The sequence below is a fragment of the Bacteroidales bacterium genome, assembly GCA_023229505.1.
GTDB lineage: Bacteria > Bacteroidota > Bacteroidia > Bacteroidales > JAGOPY01 > JAGOPY01.
In genome coordinates this window covers 70,272-90,829 of record JALNZD010000014.1, presented here as the reverse complement: position 1 = coordinate 90,829, position 20,558 = coordinate 70,272, and the positions used below count along the sequence as shown (strand labels likewise).

Sequence of the window (20,558 nt, the reverse complement as noted above, 5' to 3'; positions counted from 1 at the left end):
GCTGAGAAATTAACAGGCTCTTGGCCTTGTATCACTGAGTGATGGTATTTTGTTGCGAAAAATCCCCCTGCGCTTCAAAAAATCGGATGGTTATTATTAAAATGGGGGACATTATGGACAGACACTATTTAATAAATATCAGATTAAGATTCATTTTGCACATCGGACTTTTAAGTGGAGCAATGAAGCCCGTGGAAAAGCTGCGGTTCATGTTGTTATAGTAGGATTTTCTGATTTCGATATCCAAGAAAAAAGACTTTTTGAATATGAAGATATAAAAGGTGAGCCACATGAAATTAAAGTCAGTAATATTAATCCTTATCTTATTCAAGGTAGGGACCTTGTAATAAAGTCAAGATCGACTCCAATATGTAATTTCCCAATAATGGTTTGGGGTAGTAAACCTGTTGATAATGGCAATTTCTTATTATCGGAAAAAGAAAAAGAAGATTTAATTAATGCAGAACCAAATAGTAGGAAATATATCAGGCCCTTCATCAGTGCAGATGAATTTTTAAAAAATAAAACTCGATGGTGTTTATGGCTTGTTGGAGCAGAACCAAATGATTTACAACAATTTCCGTTGATTCTAAGGAGGATTGAAAATGTTCGGGAATTTCGTTTAAAGAGTAAAAAGCTACCGACAAAAATTGCTGCTGGATATCCTTCAATATTTGCTGAATTAAGGCAGCCGATTAATGATTTCATATTCGTCCCTTTGACAACTTCTGAAAACAGAACATATATACCTCTTGGCTTTTTTACATCTGACTTTATAATTAATAACTCAGCCAGTGTTATTCCAAAAGCGTCAAAATTTGAATTTGGTGTTTTAAGCTCTTTTATGCATGTCGTATGGGTTAAGCATATTTGCGGAAGATTAGAAAGCAGATTCCGTTATTCAAATACAATCGTTTACAACAATTTCCCCTGGCCGGAAAATCCCACGGATAAGCAAAAGCAGGTGGTGGAAGCGGCGGCGCAGAAGGTGCTGGATACCCGGTTGCAGTTTCCCGGCAGCAGCCTGGCCGATTTGTATGATCCGCTGACGATGCCGCCGGCGCTGGTAAAGGCCCACCAGGAACTCGATAAAGCCGTGGATTTGTGTTACCGTCCGCAGCCATTTCCCAATGAAACGAAACGGATCGAATACCTCTTCGATCTCTATGAAAAATACACGGCAGGGATATTCGGGGTGGAGAAGAAAAAACTGAGCAAAAAACCCACCCCTGGCCGCTTACCGCCGACCGTAAACTGCCAACTGCCTGATGTTAACTGACATGTTCCAATATTTTTTTTGGTTTTGTCATCCTTTTGTCTTATTATTGTAAGAAAGTGAAGGAATTTTGTTTTGATGTATTTATACAAAGCAATTATTCGGTAACTATTTAATAACTAATTTGTATAGCAATGTCTAACGAGTCATAGACAGCAAGTTTGCAGTTTATTGAATAGTTAGACCAATAGATTAATATATGGCTACCATTGACGATGTGATCACGTGGGCTAACACTTTACCAGCTTGGCAAGGAGATGTTGTACGTCGTGTTTTGACGACAGGCGAACAGCCGCTAAGTAATCAGGATTATTCTGAGATACTGGCTTTGGCCAGAGCAGACTTGAAGCTTTCACCACCCCCGGATAATCTGAAGCCAATTCCCCCAGTTGCTGGCAAATTTTCGGGTGCTCCAGCAACAGTGCTTGCGGTCAAACTGCTGTCAATTGACGATGTCCGAAACGTTAACATTATCAAGGCTGGTCAGACACAGCCCTTCGCCGAAAGTGGCGTCACGGTGGTATACGGAGACAACGGCTCCGGTAAGTCCGGCTACTCCCGAATTCTGAAGCTCGCTTGCCAAGCCCGCGATAAAGAAGAGCGTATCCTTCCAGACGTCTTCGCAAGGGTACCACCCGGTACACCAACCGCGACTCTTAAGATAAAACAGGACGACAAGCAAATGAATATTATTTGGACCCAAGATATCCCCCCTGATCCTGTCTTGACCAATATCACTGTGTTCGACAGTCGTTGCGCCAGAGTCATTACGGATGCCCGCAACGAAATCAGCTATCTACCTTACGGTGGAGACATATTCATGAAAACTGCTGAGATAGTCCTGAAAGTTCGGGCTGACTTGGAAGCCGAGATAACGGACCTTTCCCCGATTCAGGATTCAGCCATTGAAGTGGGCACACCTTCGGCAATCTTTCTTGAGTCATTGTCGGAGACCACCAAAGACGAGGTTATTCAAGCAGCTACGCTTTGGACTCCGCAGGATGAGCTGGAATTGGCTGCCCATGAAAGGCTCGTGCGGACATCAGACTCCTCAAAAGCGACGCAAGAGGTCGCCCGCCTCGATAAGACCAAGGGGCGCGTCAATAATGCGGTTAACGCTATGGCTGGACTCGTTGTAATGTGTGCGGAGTTGACGAATGAAGCCATCCAGAAGGTTCTTGCTGAAGTAAACGCCGCGCAGCTCGCACATGCGTCTGCCATGGCCGAACGGCAGACGCCCGAAGCACTGCCCGGCGTTGCGTCTACCAATCAATGGGAAATCCTCTACAAGGCAGCGAAGCAATATTCTGAAGAGATAGCCTATCCCGGCGAATCCTTCCCAAAGACAGACGATGCGGTCTGCGTACTGTGTCAACAACCATTAGATGAGCGGGCGGTTGCCCGTTTTGGCCGTTTTAAGAAGTTCATGGAGGATGCCACAAACGCTGTGCTCGCCGGCAAGCGTAACGCGCTGATGTTGATGCGCGATAAAGTAGAACATATAGCTCCCTCGTCTGACGCAGCGCTAGAATTCATTTTCGACGATCTCGCCAGTCAGGACACGAAGGTGGCAGGTGATTTTCAAGCCTACCACGTGGCGGTTGCGAAGCGAAAAGCAGCATCACTAGCTTTGCTCAAAGAAGGTGAAGATCCGCGGAAGGCAGTGTTGCTGCCACCCTGGCCTGCATCAGTTGCGGAGGCACTACAAGCAGTTATGCAAACGCTTACACAAAAGACTACCGAAATCACGAACGCGGCTAAACCCGAGGAGTATAAGAAGCTCATCGCCAACGTGGCAGAACGCAAATCGCGAAAAGCACTCAATACAAGGAAAGTTGATATCAGCGCGTTTGTCGCAAAGGCACGCCGCAATGCTAATCTGCGTCGCGCCGTCGCCACCCTTCGTACACAAGAGATCACGCGGCAAGGTACAACGATAATCCGGAAGAACCTGACCCCTGAGTTGCTAAATGCCTTTAAGGCGGAGCTTAGTGAGCTAGGCGCGACGAGGGTTCCTATTTCGCTGAAGGCTAGTGGAGACATCGGAGAGACGGTGCACGAGATGTGGCTAGAAGGCGCTAACATACTGAACCGTGCGCGTACATCCCAAATACTCAGTGAGGGCGAAGCGCGTGTCATCGCGATTGCTGGCTTCTTGGCTGAACTTCAGCTTGCTCCACATGCCAACGCGATCGTTTTGGACGACCCGGTCTCATCACTTGATCATGTGTTTACCGGTAAGATCGCTGCTCGGCTCGCACGCGAGGGGTTGAAACGGCAGGTAATTATATTCACGCATAACATAGCTTTCCTAATGGAATTGCAGGACGCCGGCCTCTCGCTAGCTTTGGCCGGTACGCCTGTTGGTATTGCCGTGCATACTTTGCGCCGAGTTGGCAAATCGGCTGGTGTCACGACAAACGGCGCACCATGGTATGCCTTGAAGGTCAACCAGCGGACTCAATACCTGGACGGATTAGTGCACGAGATCAAGCCGCTTCATCCGAACAATATGGCCGAATACAACGAGAAAGCGGCACATATATATGGGTTATTGCGCGAAGCTTGGGAATCTTGTGTTGAGGATGACATGTTCTACAACGTAGTGTGCCGATATCGGAACAGTGTGCAGACACTCAAGCTCAACCAAGTAGCAATTGAAGACTCCGACATCCATAGTGTCGATCTTCACATGTCGAAGGCCAGTACTTGGATGACAGGCCATGACAAATCCAAGGCTTTGCATAATGACCGCCCAGCACCTGATGAACTGCTCGCCGACATCAATGCTCTGCGGGCTTTCTCAAAACAGCTCATCGCTCGCCGCGATCAAACAAAGTTACGCCGTAAGAAGCAGTTGGAACCACAATGACGAATGTCGAACCGATTAAAAGCCCAACAATCGCTTGCTGCCGACCAGCTGCGCTGTCGGCTAAAGTGCGGTGTTAGAGCCTATTTCAGCAGGATGTTTTTTTGGAGGAAACAGATGTATTTTTTAATTCACAAAAAATATGACTCTGCCTTTCTATGAATGTAATGACATTATTTTATCTATTCTTTGACCTGTTCCAATACTTTTTTTGGTTTTGTAAACCTTTAATTTTAATTTTGTAATAAAGTTAAAGAATTTGAATTGGCATTATTTCTACAAAGCAATTATTCTGTAACTATTTAATAATTAATTTTTTAATAAATATTTATTCTATTATAGACTGCAGATCCGCAGTCTATTAAGTAATTAAACATTATCATAATCGAGATAATGGTTGACAAAACTAATTTTTTAGAAAAGACTGTAGTAATACAAAATATAGATTTAGAAAAAGGTCCGAATAACAATGAATTCATCGAATAGAAATGTGTTCGAAATAGCGGGAAGCACAACTGACCAGATAGATGTCAAAATTAGTCATAGGATCATTCAGCTTTTCTCTGAAGGTCTCTATTCAAGCCCAAATAAGGCTGTAGAAGAACTTATCTCCAATTCGTTTGATGCAGGCGCGCAGAATGTCCACATCATCCTTTCCCCAGACCTTAAAGCTGCAAACGCGACTATCGTTGTTATTGACGATGGAGAAGGAATGAATAATGAAGACCTCAAGAAGCATTGGATCATTGGCGAAAGTACAAGACGCAGGGGAACTAGTTCATCCAGAAGAAACCCTATTGGGAAATTCGGCATTGGCAAATTGTCCACATTTGTTTTGGCTTCAAAACTTACTCATATCAGTAAGTCCTGTGATACATATTATGCTGCCACAATGGATTACACAAATCTGGCTAGTAGCGTCGGAGAAGGTTCTAAAGGAGTTTTCGATGAGCAAACCATTAAAATACCATTAAGAATACTCACGGAACAAGAAGCTCAAGATGCAATACTACCTTGGACACTTGGAACAAAGGAAGGATATAAAGTTCTTCGCCTATTTGGTGATAATGCGAATCCATCATGGACCGTTGCTATAATGTCCGGGCTTAAGGAAATGGGTAAGAAGATTAAAATTGGTCGGCTCAAATGGATTTTGCAAACTGCCATGCCCCAACGCGGTGATTTTCACCTTTTTCTTGATGGGGATCCAATTTCTCCTCCAGAAATAGATGAGCCCATAGCAAAACTGGTTATTGGCAAAGATGTGATCCAAATGCCTAAGCCTTGTCCTGAAGGGCTTATTGGACGAGAGGATATAAGCGAGTTAGAAGATTCTATTCATCGATATGGCGTCTATCAGGATAGGTTATTGGGTCGAATCAGTGGATACATAGAAATATTTAAGGATGAACTTGACGCTGGGAAGGAGAGATTTGGACAAAGCAATGGTTTCTTCGTTTATGTACGTGGAAGGCAAGTGAATGTCGACGATTTAGGTTTCGGCATAGAACGCAATTTACTAAGACATGGTACATTTTCTAGGTTTCGAATGGTTGTCCACATTGACAGTTTGGACGAAGCACTAAGGTCTTCGAGAGAATCCTTTCAACAAGGTGATCTTTACAAAGAGGCACAGAACTTTCTGCGCGCTGGCTTCAATCTTGCCCGTAACAAACTTGTCGAATATGATCGATTACAAAGTCCAGCGGCCTTGATCTCTGCGCGAATCTCATCTGCGCCGGGAAGCATGACTCGAAGGCCATTGTTGGCGCTCGCCCAAATGGTTGCGGAGAAAAAGGCCACTCCTTACTATCTACGTTTTCCTTCAGGACTCTCCGATAAAGAACAGACTGAATTTTTGGAGGAGTTGAAACAACAAGCTGAAGGAGCGGACGGTTTGCTTCGATCCACGGAATTAAGTGCTTTGGATTCAAAGGATGGTTTTGCGATCTTCGACATACAGCAAGGTAAGTTGCTTATTAATTCTTCACATCCTTTTGTAGCTGCATTTCAAGAGTTCTTCGCCGATGCTCGGCGTAATCTTCCACTCGAAATGTTCGCTATGTCCGAAATCCTCATGGAAGCTCACTTCTATTATATGGGTTTGGACGAAAGTGTGATTCGTGACGTTATTGGCAGACGCGATGAATTACTGAGGCAGTTCGTCAGATCGTCCGCACGTCGGACAGCAGGAATGATAGCCCTCGCCCTCACCGAAGCACGAGACGATGAAAATAAACTGGAAGAGGAAATGCGTTCTGCTTTTGAGGCAATGGGATTTGCTAATGTAATTCGTATTGGTGGGAGCGGCAAACCCGATGGTACTGCTGAGGCTCATTTGGCAGCTGCGGAAGACGGCACTGTTCAACGATACAAAGTTGGCCTTGAGGCAAAAAGCGGTCAGTCTGTATCTGCTCTACGCTTGAATATATCAGGAATCGCAAGGCATATGCAGGATTACAATTGCGATCACCATTTAGTGATAGGGAATGGCTTTGCCACCTCCACTGGCGAAGATTCCGCTTCAGTGAGGGAAATCAACACTCACAAGAGAAATACTGGTAAAACTATTACGTTGATGCATATTGATGATTTGGCACGGTTGATCCGGGTTGCTTCAGCGAAACGGGTTGGAGGCCTCAGCCATCTACGCAATCTCTTTAGAAACTGTGTTACGCCGGAGGAAAGCAAATTGTGGGTCGATAATCTTGCGGCTCAGACGCCTGAGAATTGGCCATACATTGAGATTTTGGGAACCATCTGGCACTTAGCTGAAGAGCAACCTAATGAAGCGGTTGAATATGCTGCAGTAATCACAGAACTTCGACATTGTACACCAGCGATACGAATGAACAAGCAAGACCTAATTGAGTGCTGCAAAGCTATGCAGGTCATGGCGCGTGGCGTTGTCTTCGCTCGTGAAAATACGGTAGAAATCGACCGGCGACCAGACTTGATCCTGGAGGATATTAGGGCTGCAGTTGGCGAGTACCCCGAAGAGGAAAGAAGAACGATACATATATGATTTCTGCGACACAAAAAGCTCATATACGCCCTGTGCATCCGTTTCCAGCTCGGATGGCGCCTTCGATTGTTTGGGACTCACTACCCGAAACAGGTGATTCATTGAATATTCTCGACCCTATGTCCGGTTCGGGAACAACATTGGTCTGTGCAAGGTTGAGAGGACACCGTGCCATTGGCTTCGATACCGATCCTCTTGCGCTTCTCATTGCGCGTGCATGGTGCGCCGATGTTGAGCCAAAAACTCTAAAAGTCCGAGCGCAACTTGTTTTGGAACAAGCAAGAACTTTGAGCAATAGGATGACTTCTGAGAGATCCTATCCGAAAAACACAGATGAAGAAACATGTCGGTTTATTGACTTCTGGTTTGATCCAGGAAATCGCCGTGAACTAAGTTCTTTAGCAACTTGCATATCAAGGGTTCGGTCGCAAACAGAGAGAACTCTTCTTTGGTGCGCATTCTCGCGAATGATTATCACCAAGACTTCCGGCGCTTCGCTTGCGATGGATATTTCTCATAGCCGTCCCCATAAAGTGTATAAAATTGCTCCAATGCAGCCATTTAATGCCTTTCTCAAGGCTGTCTCAACTGTGGCTAGCAGTTGCCCTTTTATATGCAATTCTAATGACTCTATACCCGCCGACATTCAGTATGGCGATGCCAGAGCATTGCCAGTAGAGTCTGCGAGTGTGGACATGGTGATTACATCTCCTCCTTACCTGAACGCCATCGATTACCTTCGTGGACACAAGCTGTCCCTCGTATGGATGGGGCATAGCATTTCCGAAATTCGCGCGATTAGGGCTGGCAATATCGGTACGGAAGTTTCGAAAGGGACCACTTCAAATAAAGCAATACAGGAAGCGATGAAAGCCATGGTCGATTTCGAATTGCTTGATAATCGGCATCAGGGTATGATCCGACGGTTTGTCTGGGATATGAGCAAAGTAATAGAGGAATGTTCACGTGTTCTTAAGCACGAGGGGCGTGCCGTCTTCGTTATGGGCGACTCCGCCATTAGCGGTATATTTATCAAAAACTCAGCGGCCTTGATTCGACTTGCAGATAGTAACGGCCTTTTCCTCGTTTCGCGCAATACACGCCCAATTGAAACAAAGCGGCGATATTTGCCCCCCCCCGAATCCGTGAGGGCTGGAGACAATATGAGGAGTCGAATGAGAGAAGAGGTCATTTTAGAGTTTCGTGCTGATTGATGTCAACTGCTGACTGCTGACCGCTGACTGCTGACTGCTGACTCCCTACTCCAGTCTCACCCTCGGATCAAGCAACGCATACGTGATATCAGTAAGGATATTGATGATGATCAGGATCACTGAAATAAAGAGCACAGTACCCATGATCACCGGGAAGTCATATTTTTCGAGGGCATCCACGATGACGACGCCGATCCCTTTCCAATCAAAGACATATTCCACGAAGACTGCACCGGCCATCAGTGATGCGAACCAGCCTGAAACCGCCGTCACTACAGGGTTGAGTGCATTTTTAAGGGCATGCCGGGTAATTACCCGGAATTCGCTGAGCCCCTTTGCCCGGGCGGTGCGGATATAATCCTGCGAAAGCACATCCAGCAGGGAACTGCGGGTCAATTCGACAATCACCCCGAGCGGTCTGATTCCAAGTGTAAGAGCCGGCAGGATAAGATTCTTCAGGCTAAGGTATTCACCTCTGCCAAAATCATCCACTGTCTGCAGGCTGCCGGTCATGTTTAACCCGGTATAATCGGAGAGCAGGAAAGCAAATACCCAGGCGATGATAATCGCAGCAAAAAAAGAAGGCAGCGACATGCCCAGAACAGAAAGGACCAAAGCTACCCGGTCGAAGATGCCATCTTTTTTTAAAGCGCTGAAAATACCTACAATAACGCCGATAATAAATGCAAAGATCATTGAAACCGCGGCCAGCAATAAGGTTTTAGGAAATGCTTCTGCAATGATCGCTGCCACCTCCCTTTTAGTCTGGTATGATTTCCTGAGATAGGGCATCTTTAAGACAAGGCTGGTTTTTTTAATGCTGAACAGTTTCAGGTAAGGTGAATACTTCTCCGGGTTGAGGTACCAGTAATTTTCAGGATTTTGATTATTGTGCACCGAAACGGGCGATATATCGTTCAGAAAATTAAGGTATTGGGTCATAAGCGGTTTATCCAGTCCCAGGTCTTTATGGATAGCTTCAACGGAAGAAATATCAGCCCGCTGGCCGAGCATCATCCGGGCCGGGTCGCCCGGAAGGATATTGAAGAGTATAAATACCAGGGTTATGACTCCGAAGAGTACCAGGAGACCGTAAAGCAACCGTTTGATCAGAAAACCCGGCATAATTAAATTTTTACCATTACATATCCGGAAATTCTTTCTTCAGATCCTGGTAGTCCGGCAGATCCCTGTAATGCCATTTACCAAGTACCACACCGTCTTTCAGTAAAATCAAACCGGGATTGGCCCTGATCATCATTTTCAGTTCAATATCATCGGCCTGGTAAAATTCAAGGTCGGGATGGAGTCCCTGCCGGTAAGACTCAATCTCTTCCAGCAAGCTTCCGGTCAGAACAATTAATGAATGGCCATCGCTCGAAATATCACCAAAAAGCTTGTCAATCTTCTCAAAACCTTTACGGGAAGCATCTTTAAGACTATAAGAAGCAACCAGGAACTGGTACCCCGGATGATTGATAAAAGTTTCAGTGTAATCATTACCCTCATAATTGAATATTTGTAGGGAATGGCCTTTGATCACGCCAGAATCGTCGATCCGTTGATCCATAAATTCCCATTGTGCCACCCACGTACTGTCATTCCAGGGGTAATCGGGAGAAAGGTACTCTTTTTCCTCTCCCGTGATTTTATTCCTGTAAGTCAGGCAGATTTTGGCTTTACCGGGATTATCCGGGAGAAGGTCGGTGCCTTTTTTCCATCCCAGGAAATCGATCAAGGGCAAATGCCGGTACTGATAAACGGAGAATATGGCAAACCCGGTGAATATGACTGCTATAGCTATGTGATCAATCCTGGGCAGAAACATGGAATGGGACTTCTTCCTGTAGAAAAAAATGATCCCAACCAGGATGATCAGGACGATATTCTTATAAAAAGTTTCCCAGTTGGTCAGTTTCAGGGCATCGCCAAAGCAGCCACAGTCCGGGACCGGGTCATAAATGGCATCAAAAAACGTGAGAATAGTGAAAAAGATCATCATCAGCAACAGTGGCCAGGATATCAGTTTGATGCGCAGGTTCAGCAACAGGCTCACTCCCAGGGTGAATTCAAGCGTACAAAGGAATATGGACAGAAAAAGAGACATGGGATTAGCCCAGTCCATGCCATAAGCGATAAAATAATCTTCGATGCGGTATGCCGTTCCGAGCGGATCGACCCCTTTCACAAATCCGGAGAAAATGAATACGAGTGCTACGAGTATCCTGGAGATGTTTCGGAGATTGAACATGAGTAGTTCCGAGTTTCTAGTTTCTAGTTTCAAGTTTCAAGTTTCAAGCTTGATCAACGCAAAAAGCGCGTAATTAATGATATCCTGGTAATTCGCATCCACCCCTTCTGAAACGAGTGTCTCCCCTTCCCGGTCCTCGATCTGCTTGATCCGCATGAGTTTCATCAGGATGATGTCTGTCAGTGAACTTATCCGCATATTGCGCCAGGCCTCGTCGTAATCGTGATTTTTATCTTCCATCAGTTCACATGCGCTGCGGATATGCCGGTCGTAAAGGCTAAGTGCTTCATCCTTGTTTAATTCCAGCTTCCCTTCGGGCCCAAGCTCCAGCTGGACGAGGGCCATGACCGAATAGTTAACGATACCGATGAACTCCGTCCGTATCCCTTCCCCGATCTTTTGGATGCCTTTTTGCTCAATGCTTCTTATACGGTTTGCCTTGATGTAAATCTGGTCGGTAAGTGATGAAGTCCTTAAGATTCGCCAGGCGCTGCCATAATCCTTCATCTTGTTTACAAACACCTCTTTACACATTGCTATGGCCTGTTCGAACTGCCGGGAAGTCTCTGTCATCATTTCTTGTATCTTCGCAAAAGAAAAGGTTGATATTCAATATGGATAAAAACGGCGATAAAAATACATCTTTTTCACCAAAAAGGATTTTTGAATTTAACGGTAAAAGAATTGATTTTAGCAGACCCCGTGTGATGGGTATCCTGAATATTACGCCTGATTCTTTTTATGATGGGGGAAGGTATTGTGATGGGATGATTGTACGATTGGACGATTTGAACGATTTGGAGAAAAGGAGGCGGGGAACTGGGAACTGCAAACTGGGAACTGCGAACCAGGGGGCACGGAAGTGGAGAGATAAAGTAGAGCAGATGGTGAGTGAAGGTGCTTACATAATCGATATCGGGGCTGTGTCAACTCGTCCGGGAGCCGCAGAGGTCAGTGTAGAAGAGGAGAAGAAGAGATTAGTTCCTGTATTAAAAGAAATTCGCGCAGCATATCAGGAAATTATTTTATCGGTGGATACATACTGTGCTGAAATAGCGAGAATTGCAGCCGGGGAAGGCGCCGATATGATCAACGATATTTCCGGCGGCACTTATGATCCCATAATGATCCCATTCATTGCTGAAATTCAAATCCCTTACATCATCATGCATATAAAGGGAACTCCATCAACTATGCAGGTAAACCCGGTTTATGAAGATGTGGTGCAGGAAGTCGGCAGCTTTTTATTTGAGCAGGTCCGTAAACTCCGGGAATCAGGGCACGACCAGATCATTCTTGATCCCGGATTCGGTTTTGGGAAAACAGTGGAACATAATTTCCGCCTCCTGGAAAACCTTGACGGCCTGGTAGCAGCAGGTTACCCAGTCTTAGCAGGGCTTTCCAGGAAATCCATGATCAACCGTGTTCTGCAAATCAAGCCGGAAGAGGCCCTGAACGGCACAACCGTATTAAACACTATTGCTCTTTTAAAAGGAGCTTCTATCCTGAGGGTGCATGATGTGAAGCCGGCGGTGGAAGCAGTTCGGTTAATCGAGATGGTCGAACATTGAACAATTGAACCTGAAAGGCAACTGCATTTTTCCTATTTTTGCAAGATTCAAATGATCGCCATACTACTTACCGGTTTCCTGAAGATCCGCTTTCTTGATGTGATTGACATCCTGCTTGTGGCTTTCATCCTTTATGAATTATATTACCTGCTCAAAGGATCGGTTTCCATAAACATGTTCTTTGCCATCGTGAGCATGTTCTTCATCTGGCGCATCACGGATGCATTGCAGATGGAACTGTTACGACAAATCCTGGGGGCTTTTTTCAGCGTGGGGATTATTGCCCTGTTTATTATTTTCCAGCCGGAACTCAGGCAGTTTTTACTTTCACTTGGCAAGCCTGATTTTATCCAGAGGAGACGGAGAAGGTTCCTTTTCTGGCATTTCAGCGATGACAGTACTTATATCGTAGATATCGATAAAATCGTCTACGCCTGCCAGAAAATGTCAAATATCAAACAGGGAGCCCTGATCATCTTAACAAGGCAGCATGAATTAAGGGTCATAAAAGATACAGGGCAGTATCTTAATGCTTACATCTCCGTTGAACTGCTGGAGAGTATTTTCTTTCCCAACAGTCCATTGCACGATGGCGCTGTGATCATCAGAGGGAATAAGATTGAAGCAGCACGTTGCATCCTGCCCATATCCAAAAGCCCCAAATTATCTGCCAATCTGGGTTTGCGGCATAGGGCTGCTGTGGGGGTCACAGAGCAAAGTGATGCAATTGCCATCGTTGTCTCAGAGCAGACCGGCAAGATTTCTTATTCTGAAGGCGGGGAACTTACCCGGAATGTCCAGCCTTCCGTGCTCAGGGATTTTCTGGAGGAAAGACTGCAGCCTGTTGCACAGGAACCTGAAGAAAATAAATCTCAGGAGACTGAACCTGTTGCACCTCCGGGAAATTGAACTTTGGTAACCGGAAACTTAACCACACCATACGTTAACTTATTTTCATCCATTTTCCATTTTTTTATAGTATATTGAAAGCATTAATCTGCAATACTTTCAGTATGAAAAAAATAGCATTTATATTGTTTTTGCTTTCTGTTTTATCATTGACGGGCAATTCCCAGGAACCTTTTACTATTACAAAGTTAGATAGTACAATTTATAGGGTTTTTGAAGCTATTAAAACAGACAATGGCGAATTTATTATAGCCGATAACAACAGGTATAATCCCCGATCAACAAAACGAATGTTCATGGCAAAGATTAATGAAGCCGGAGAGATCTTGTGGAAAAAAGATTATTCAGGTGGGATGAATTGGATCAGTTCTATGATTAAGAAATTCAATGGAAACTATTTTATTGCCATGGACGGCGAAAATTATACAGGTTTATTACTTGAAACCAATAGTGAAGGAGATAGTATTTGGAGTTGGTCTACAACTGCATTAGGTTATAATAGATCACGATTGGGGCCGATCAGGGAATTACCCGACGGAACATTCATTTTAGCAGAAAATATCTATTCAAATGATTATGCTTTTCCACCAGTTGAAAGTAATTACTATAACCTGAATTCAGACGGATCTGTCAAATTAAAGTTCGATGCTTCAAATATTGAGACATATGACATAGAAGTGGTATCTGGACACGAGTTCATCTCGGTAGAAACGGAACATCAAGGAATAGTAAAGTACAACACAGATGGTAACATATTAAATGTCGATACGTGTATTGAAGTGGAAAATAATTATTATGGCCAGTGGGTAATTAACCGGTTGAATGAGAATCGTTTTTTTGCATCAGGACGTATTACTCTTTCTTTATTTCCATGGATAGATAGAGGATTGATCTCCGAATTTGATGAGAATGGAGATTTTGAATACTGCACGATAGATACTTCAACCGAATACATAGAGGGTGTTGTCCCGGTAAGTGAGAACCGGCTTATCTATCATGGAGTTAATAATGGACTTGTTATCGGTAAATTTTCTCCACCAGACCTGTTTTTCCGCATGTTGGAACTCGACAGTATTAGTTCGTGGGATTATACCCTTTTAGTTTCAGGTGAATACATTTACATTTTTTCCTAAGTCGACCCATATCCAAATGAAAGAGCAGTTTTAGTCAAAATACCACTGGATTCTGTCGTATCAAAAGTTAAGGAACCCAATATTTGTCCGGTAAAAATTTACCCAAATCCGGCTAAAGATTATGTGATTTTTGAGAAACAGGATGCAAACCTCAAAAACCAGATTTTAACCATCTCTGATGCATATGGTCGTGAAATAGAATCACTTAGCATAAAAAATGAGAAATCAGTATGGGACACACGCCAAATCAAATCTGGTGTCTATTTCTATGATTTCGAATCGCAGAAATCAAGGATTGGCGGGAAAATTTTAATAATAAAATAAACTGACAGATAATCTACACTAAATCAATCAGCAAATCGCCAAATCTCCAAATCAACCAATTGACAAATCAACCAATTGACAAATCAACCAATTAAACAATCAGTAAATCGACAGTTTTAATCTCCTCCCGTCAGGGAGGAACGATAATAGCCCTGGACAACGTCCAGGGATAATAGGGGCGCAATCCAATTAAAAGTCCCAGCGGGACGAATGAAAAGGCATCTATTTAAGATGGGGCAAAAGGATTTCATCTGGAAATATTATCGGCCGTCCCTTACGGGACTTGTAATTACGGCCTCCGTTGCTTACCCCGGACGGTGTCCGGGGCTATTTTCAAAGGTCCCTCCGGGACCAAATTCGATCGTTTCAAATAATATAAGAAGTTATCATCGTTATATCAACCAATCTTCAAATCAGCAAATCTGCAAATCAGCAAATCACCCAATCGTCAAATCTTACCAATCTTTCCCTCAACAACCGCCAGTATCTCCACTTCCTGCTGCTGTGCTTTTTCCACGATCTCCTTCCCTTTCCTTACATACTCCGCGGCGAATTCTTTATCTTCCAATCCTGCAGCATTAATTTTCACATTAAGGAAAGCGCCCATGACAGCCGTCCGTGCACATAATGCGCCCACGCCGACATCAGAGGCCGAGGCTTTCATCCCGGTTTTTGCCATAGCCTCCATGACTTCCATCGACTCAAGCGACTTTTCCATCACGCGGAAAGGAATTTTGATAGCATATTTCGAGGCTTCCAGAATAGCAACTTTCCTGGCTTTCTTTTCCTCATCAGTTCCTTTTGGTAAGCCGAATGCATCCATAATGCGGTTGAAAGCGCGGGTATCTTCATCCACAAGAAAAAGCAGCTCTTCTTTGATTTTCTGTCCCTTTTCAGCCCAGGCCGAAAACTCATCCCAACGGTCGTCCCAGCCGGCTTTATGGGATGACAGGTTGGCTACCATGGTCCCCAGGGACGCACCTAATGCTCCTACCAATGCAGAAACAGAACCTCCTCCCGGAGCCGGTGATTCCGATGCCGTTTCATCGGCAAAGCCTTCGACGGTCATGCTGACCAGTTTCTTATCGGCTGGGTCTTCCAGCAGGTATTCGATGATCTTCTCCTTTGGATTAAAGGGTTTAAGGTCATCCAGGCCAAGGGATTTCACGGCAATCTTTACCAGCTCCTTTTCAGAAACCCCGGCAGACCTTTGTTGTTTTAAAAGAAAATATTTTCCTGCATCGAGCAAGGCTTTCAAAGGGATAAGCCCCACCAGTTCCGAACCAGTCACCCGGAGCCCCCTTTCCTGGGCTTTCTTTGAAGTTTCCTCAAATGCCACATGAACCGGTGTAATACTGATGTTTGTCAGGTTAATGGAGATCTGTGCAATCCCATATTCCTCGATATACCAACCGATAGCCTTACATGCCTTGAGTGATCCGGGAAAATAAATTTCATTCCCGTTTTCATCTTTTTTGATCTTTCCGGTAACGGGATTACCTTCACGCACAAGGCGCCCCTTCTCGCGGATATCATAAGCAATCGCATTTGCCCTGCGGGTTGATGTTGTATTGAGGTTAACATTGTAAGCGACCAGGAAATCCCTTGCTCCCACAGCCGTTGCACCGGTGAGGGCAATTTTTTCATTATATGCCGCCGGGCCGAAGTCGGGTTTCCATTGAGGATTCTTCAGTTTCTCCGGCAAGCCCTCATATTCCCCGGCACGGCAGTTGGCCAGGTTTCTTCTTTCTTCCTTTAGTGCAGCATTTTCATAACAATACACCGGGATCCCCAGCTCTTTTCCGATCCTTTCGCCCAATTTACGGGCATAAGCAGCAACTTCATCCATGCTGATATTCCTGATGGGGACCAGCGGACAAACATCGGTAGCGCCAAAACGCGGGTGCTCCCCTTTGTGATTGCGCATATCAATGATCTCCGAAGCCTTTTTTACTGCCAGGAAAGCTGCATTTAAAACAGCATCCGGCTCACCCACAAAGGTGACCACGGTCCTGTTGGTCGCCTTCCCCGGATCAACATCCAGTAACCTGACTCCATCGACACTTTCTATCTGGTCGGTGATCTGCCTGATAATCCCCATGTCCCGCCCTTCGCTGAAATTAGGGACACATTCTATAAGTTGCTTCATATCTTTCTATTGTTCTATTGTTCTATTGTTGACTGCTGACTGCTGACTGTCAACTGTCAACTGTCAACTCTAATAAACCTTCCCCTTCAAAATCACCTTCTCCACCTTATTGCTTCCAAAAGCGTAAGGCATATATTGGATCGATGGTATTTCCTTTGTAATGAAAATATTGGCTTTTTTACCGACTGCAATGCTGCCCAGCTCCTCTTGCAGTCCCATTGCGTAAGCACTGTTAATGGTCACGGAATTGACAGCCTCTTCGGGGAGCATCTTATATTTAATGCACCCAAGTGAAAGGATTAGCTGCATATTCCCTGAAGGAGACGAACCCGGGTTGAAATCGCTGCCCATAGCAACCGGCAGGCCGGCATCGATCATCTTCCTGACCGGTGCATAAGGCAAGCCAAGGAAAAAACTGGCCCCGGGAAGAACAGTTGGCATTGTTTCCGAATTTTTTAAAACCGAAATCTCTTCTTTTCCCAGGTATTCGAGGTGGTCTACCGAAAGCGCGTTATACTTTACTCCTACCTGTACTCCTCCTGTAGAGCCCAGTTCGTTGGCATGTATCTTAGGACGGAGGCCATATTTCATCCCTGCATTCAATATCCGGTCTGTATCTTCGACGCTGAAAAACCCACGGTCACAGAAAACATCAATATAATCTGCCAATTCCTCTGCGGCAACCAGAGGGATCATCTCATTGATAACCAGGTCGACATATGCTGCCGGGTTGGCTTTATATTCCTGTGGAATGGCATGGGCGCCCAAAAAAGTGGCTATGATAGTCAGGGGTGAAGTTTCTTTCAGACGGCGGATGACCCGCAGCATCTTTAATTCATCTTCTGTTGTAAGTCCATAACCACTTTTTATCTCTACAGCCCCGGTGCCATATGACATGATTTCCTCAAGCCGCACAAGTGCTGACCGATAGAGTTTTTTTTCCGGGACGACATGCATATTACGGGCAGAATCCAGAATCCCTCCACCCCTGCGGGCAATTTCTTCATAGGATAGCCCCCTGATCTTATCGATATACTCCATTTCACGGCTGGCAGGAAATACCAGGTGAGTATGCGGATCACACCAGCAGGGAAATACCATTTTCCCGGAAGCATCAATCACTTTGTGCCAGCGACTGCCACTCGATTCAAGTTTATGACCGAGATCTTTCATCCTGCCGAAAGAAGATATTATTTCGCCCTCAATGAGCAAGAATGCATCACAAATTGTTTCAAGTTTTGCCATCTCACGGCCAGCAACATATTGCCGTGGTTGAATTTCAACCTGCACCAGCTCCTTGATGTTTTTGATAAGAACAGTCATAATTCATCAGTTTGCCACACCACGAAATTAGTAAAAAAGGCAGAGCCTCCCGGAGGGGAAACAATTAAGAACATTTTTTAATATTTTTTTTATACTGATGCAACCTTTTCGCTTTTTCTCTTGTCATAGTATTTGAAAATCGGTTGTTCTCTGATTTGGTTTTGGTGAACTAATTTGGTTTATTTAATGGTTGTCGGGCACCTGTTGTAAAAATGCAGGTGCTTTTTTTATACCTTTTAATTTAAGACAGAAATTACTTTCCGGATTTTTCTTAATTTATAACAGGATTTGTTTACCTTTGTATTCTATTACCAATCCAACTATTTTACATTATGAATTTAAAAACTACACTAATAGCCCTGCTAGGATTCTGCCTTATTATGAATATTGAGGCGAAACCAGTCAGTTTAACTGAAGCAGAAAAAGTTGCTAAAAATTTCGTTTTTATTACATTGAATACCTATGAAAATGGATGTTCCTATGAGCAGATCAGATTAAACGATCCATATACTTATCTGGTTAATGATGCTCCGGTATTTTATGCTTTCCAGATGGAACCCGGTTTTATCATTATTTCTGCTGAGGATGCCTTTACGCCTGTTTTAGGTTATTCTTTTGAAGGAAGATTTATTTTCGATGATGCTCCGGCATCTTATAAAGGGTTCATTCTGAATTATGTTGAGCAAATTTCTTACGTGCGGGCAAACCAGTTTGAATCCTCTCCTGAAGTAGCGGAAGCTTGGGCTGAACTGAGAAATGACGAAATCACAGCCTTCACTATTTCCAGGGAAAGGGATGTGGCACCATTACTATACTGTCACTGGGATCAGGGCAGCCCTTATAACATTCTTTGCCCTGAAGATCCGGCCGGTCCCGGCGGGCATACCTGGGTGGGCTGCGTTGCGACTGCCATGGCCCAGATCATGTATTACTGGCGTTACCCGGAAGTTGGAACAGGTCAGCATTGTTATATTCCCGGCCATTATTCTTACGGCCAGCAATGTGCCAATTTCGGTGAGACATATTACAACTGGACAGGGATGATAAACGGTATCGATAACCGGTTCCCTGACGCCAATGCCGAATTGCAATACCACTGCGCCGTTTCGGTCAATATGAATTTCAGCCCCGATGGTTCAGGTGCACAGAGCTCTAATGTCCCCGGCAGCCTGAATCAATATTTCAGGTATAACACCGCTCAGTATAAAGAAAAAGAGGATTATTCTCAAGCCGGTTGGATCAGTCTGCTCAAAGCTGATATTGACGTCGGCAAACCCCTGTATTATTCAGGTTATAACTCAAATTACTTAGGGCATGCTTTCGTTTGCGATGGTTACCAGGGCGAAAATTTTCATTTTAACTTCGGCTGGAGCGGCAGTGGCAATGGTTACTATTCCCTTTATGATGTCGGCAGCTTTAACCAGGGACAGGCTTGTGTCAGGAATTTTGTCCCTTCAGAAGGCGCCTATCCTTACCATAATACCGGTACAATCAATATTACCAGCAGGTCAGGATCGATCACAGACGGCAGCGGACCTGTTGAGAATTATCTCGATAACAATACAGCTTATTGGTCTATCGATCCGCAAACTATCTATGATTCCATCAGCAGCATAACTCTGACGTTTTCAGCATTCGACCTGACAGCGGGTGATTCTGTTAAAGTATTTGATGGCGGCACAACTTCCGATGCATTATTGGGAGCTTATTCAGGGACTACCTTACCTCCGGCTCTGACTTCAACCGGAAACAAGATGCTAATCGAATTCAAAACCGATGGCAGCGGAAATGCGGCAGGCTGGTATGCTGAATATAATACCGTGTCGCCCACCTGGTGCCAGGGACTAACCCAGTTCACCGAGCCAACAGCAACATTTAGTGATGGAAGCGGTGATTTTTATTACCAGGGCGGAACTACCTGCTTGTGGAAGATCAATCCACTATATGCTGATAAAATCACCCTGAGCTTTAATTATTTTGAAACTGAGGAAGGAGTTGATAAAGTTAAGGTTTATGATGGTCAAACCCAGATAGCTGAACTTTCAGGTACCGATATTCCGGGTTCCATTGAAGCCACATCAGGCACCATGTTCATTACCTGGAGCACAAGCCTTTCGAATAACTTCCAGGGTTGGGAAGCCTATTATGAAGTCAATAATGTAGGAATTCAAGAAGAGGCAGGCGTCACTCACCTGGAAATATATCCTAATCCGGCAACAGAAGACATCCATATAAGTTTCCGGGTTGAAGAAAAAAGCAGCCTGAAGATAAGGTTACTAACGCTGACCGGTCAGACAATATATGCTGAAGAACAGCCCGTTTTTACCGGCACCTATCAACAGGATATTTCTGTAAGTTTACTCCCGGCCGGGTTGTATTTCATGGAAATCACGACCCAAACAGGAACATCAAACAAAAAGATCCTGGTAAATTAGATTATCTGATACATCCGGAAAATCCTGCCCTTTCATCTTTTGATAACTTATTTATTACCATTTGATCAATTTATTGTAA

Annotated in this window: 14 protein-coding genes; 8 read left to right on the top strand and 6 right to left on the bottom strand. The window is 44.6% G+C overall.

The window, feature by feature from the left end:
- Positions 1 to 327: 327 nt before the first annotated feature.
- On the bottom strand, positions 328 to 708 hold the full coding sequence (locus M0Q51_07005; protein MCK9399731.1) for a hypothetical protein: 381 nt from the start codon (positions 706 to 708) through the stop codon (positions 328 to 330).
- A 136-nt stretch (positions 709 to 844) separates the two neighbouring features.
- Between M0Q51_07005 and M0Q51_07000 the strand changes: the two genes are divergently transcribed.
- The 4 genes from M0Q51_07000 to M0Q51_06985 all read left to right on the top strand — a co-directional run bounded on the left by M0Q51_07000 (position 845) and on the right by M0Q51_06985 (position 8,384).
- Positions 845 to 1,279: a methylase gene (locus M0Q51_07000; protein MCK9399730.1), complete on the top strand. Its 435-nt coding sequence runs from the start codon at positions 845 to 847 to the stop codon at positions 1,277 to 1,279.
- Between the two features lie 196 nt (positions 1,280 to 1,475).
- Entirely contained in the window at positions 1,476 to 4,148 is a 2,673-nt protein-coding gene (locus M0Q51_06995; protein ID MCK9399729.1) for an AAA family ATPase, read from the top strand.
- Between the two features lie 466 nt (positions 4,149 to 4,614).
- Positions 4,615 to 7,170 carry an ATP-binding protein gene (locus tag M0Q51_06990; protein ID MCK9399728.1) on the top strand — a complete coding sequence of 852 codons (2,556 nt, stop codon included), beginning with the start codon at positions 4,615 to 4,617 and terminating at the stop codon, positions 7,168 to 7,170.
- A 101-nt stretch (positions 7,171 to 7,271) separates the two neighbouring features.
- The gene (locus M0Q51_06985; protein ID MCK9399727.1) at positions 7,272 to 8,384 is read left to right on the top strand and encodes a site-specific DNA-methyltransferase; all 1,113 of its coding nucleotides are present in this window, start codon (positions 7,272 to 7,274) and stop codon (positions 8,382 to 8,384) included.
- Positions 8,385 to 8,429: 45 nt separating this feature from the next.
- Here the strand turns inward: M0Q51_06985 and M0Q51_06980 are convergent, their stop codons facing one another.
- The 3 genes from M0Q51_06980 to M0Q51_06970 are packed head-to-tail and all read right to left on the bottom strand — an operon-like array spanning position 8,430 to position 11,208.
- A complete protein-coding gene (locus tag M0Q51_06980; protein MCK9399726.1) occupies positions 8,430 to 9,509 on the bottom strand; it encodes an ABC transporter permease in 1,080 nt (359 codons plus the stop codon).
- Between the two features lie 16 nt (positions 9,510 to 9,525).
- Positions 9,526 to 10,635, bottom strand: coding sequence for a DoxX family protein (locus M0Q51_06975; GenBank protein ID MCK9399725.1), 1,110 nt, complete (start codon positions 10,633 to 10,635; stop codon positions 9,526 to 9,528).
- Positions 10,636 to 10,671: 36 nt separating this feature from the next.
- Positions 10,672 to 11,208: a DUF1599 domain-containing protein gene (locus M0Q51_06970; GenBank protein ID MCK9399724.1), complete on the bottom strand. Its 537-nt coding sequence runs from the start codon at positions 11,206 to 11,208 to the stop codon at positions 10,672 to 10,674.
- A 41-nt stretch (positions 11,209 to 11,249) separates the two neighbouring features.
- Between M0Q51_06970 and folP the strand changes: the two genes are divergently transcribed.
- The 3 genes from folP (at position 11,250) to M0Q51_06955 (ending at position 14,248) form a co-directional block, all read left to right on the top strand.
- Positions 11,250 to 12,206 (top strand): dihydropteroate synthase, encoded by a 957-nt coding sequence (gene folP, locus M0Q51_06965; protein ID MCK9399723.1) that lies wholly within the window; start codon positions 11,250 to 11,252, stop codon positions 12,204 to 12,206.
- 51 nt (positions 12,207 to 12,257) lie between these two features.
- Complete coding sequence (gene cdaA, locus M0Q51_06960) at positions 12,258 to 13,115, top strand: diadenylate cyclase CdaA (protein ID MCK9399722.1); 858 nt, start codon at positions 12,258 to 12,260, stop codon at positions 13,113 to 13,115.
- 296 nt (positions 13,116 to 13,411) lie between these two features.
- Positions 13,412 to 14,248, top strand: a complete 837-nt coding sequence (locus tag M0Q51_06955; GenBank protein MCK9399721.1) for a hypothetical protein — start codon at positions 13,412 to 13,414, stop codon at positions 14,246 to 14,248.
- A gap of 772 nt (positions 14,249 to 15,020) precedes the next feature.
- Here M0Q51_06955 and ftcD read toward each other — a convergent pair.
- Together ftcD and hutI are read right to left on the bottom strand one after the other, a co-directional pair.
- Complete coding sequence (ftcD, locus tag M0Q51_06950) at positions 15,021 to 16,721, bottom strand: glutamate formimidoyltransferase (GenBank protein ID MCK9399720.1); 1,701 nt, start codon at positions 16,719 to 16,721, stop codon at positions 15,021 to 15,023.
- Between the two features lie 69 nt (positions 16,722 to 16,790).
- Complete coding sequence (gene hutI / locus M0Q51_06945; GenBank protein MCK9399719.1) at positions 16,791 to 18,044, bottom strand: imidazolonepropionase; 1,254 nt, start codon at positions 18,042 to 18,044, stop codon at positions 16,791 to 16,793.
- A 332-nt stretch (positions 18,045 to 18,376) separates the two neighbouring features.
- Here hutI and M0Q51_06940 point away from each other — a divergent pair, with 332 nt between their 5' ends.
- Positions 18,377 to 20,479 (top strand): C10 family peptidase, encoded by a 2,103-nt coding sequence (locus M0Q51_06940; protein ID MCK9399718.1) that lies wholly within the window; start codon positions 18,377 to 18,379, stop codon positions 20,477 to 20,479.
- Positions 20,480 to 20,558: the final 79 nt, after the last annotated feature.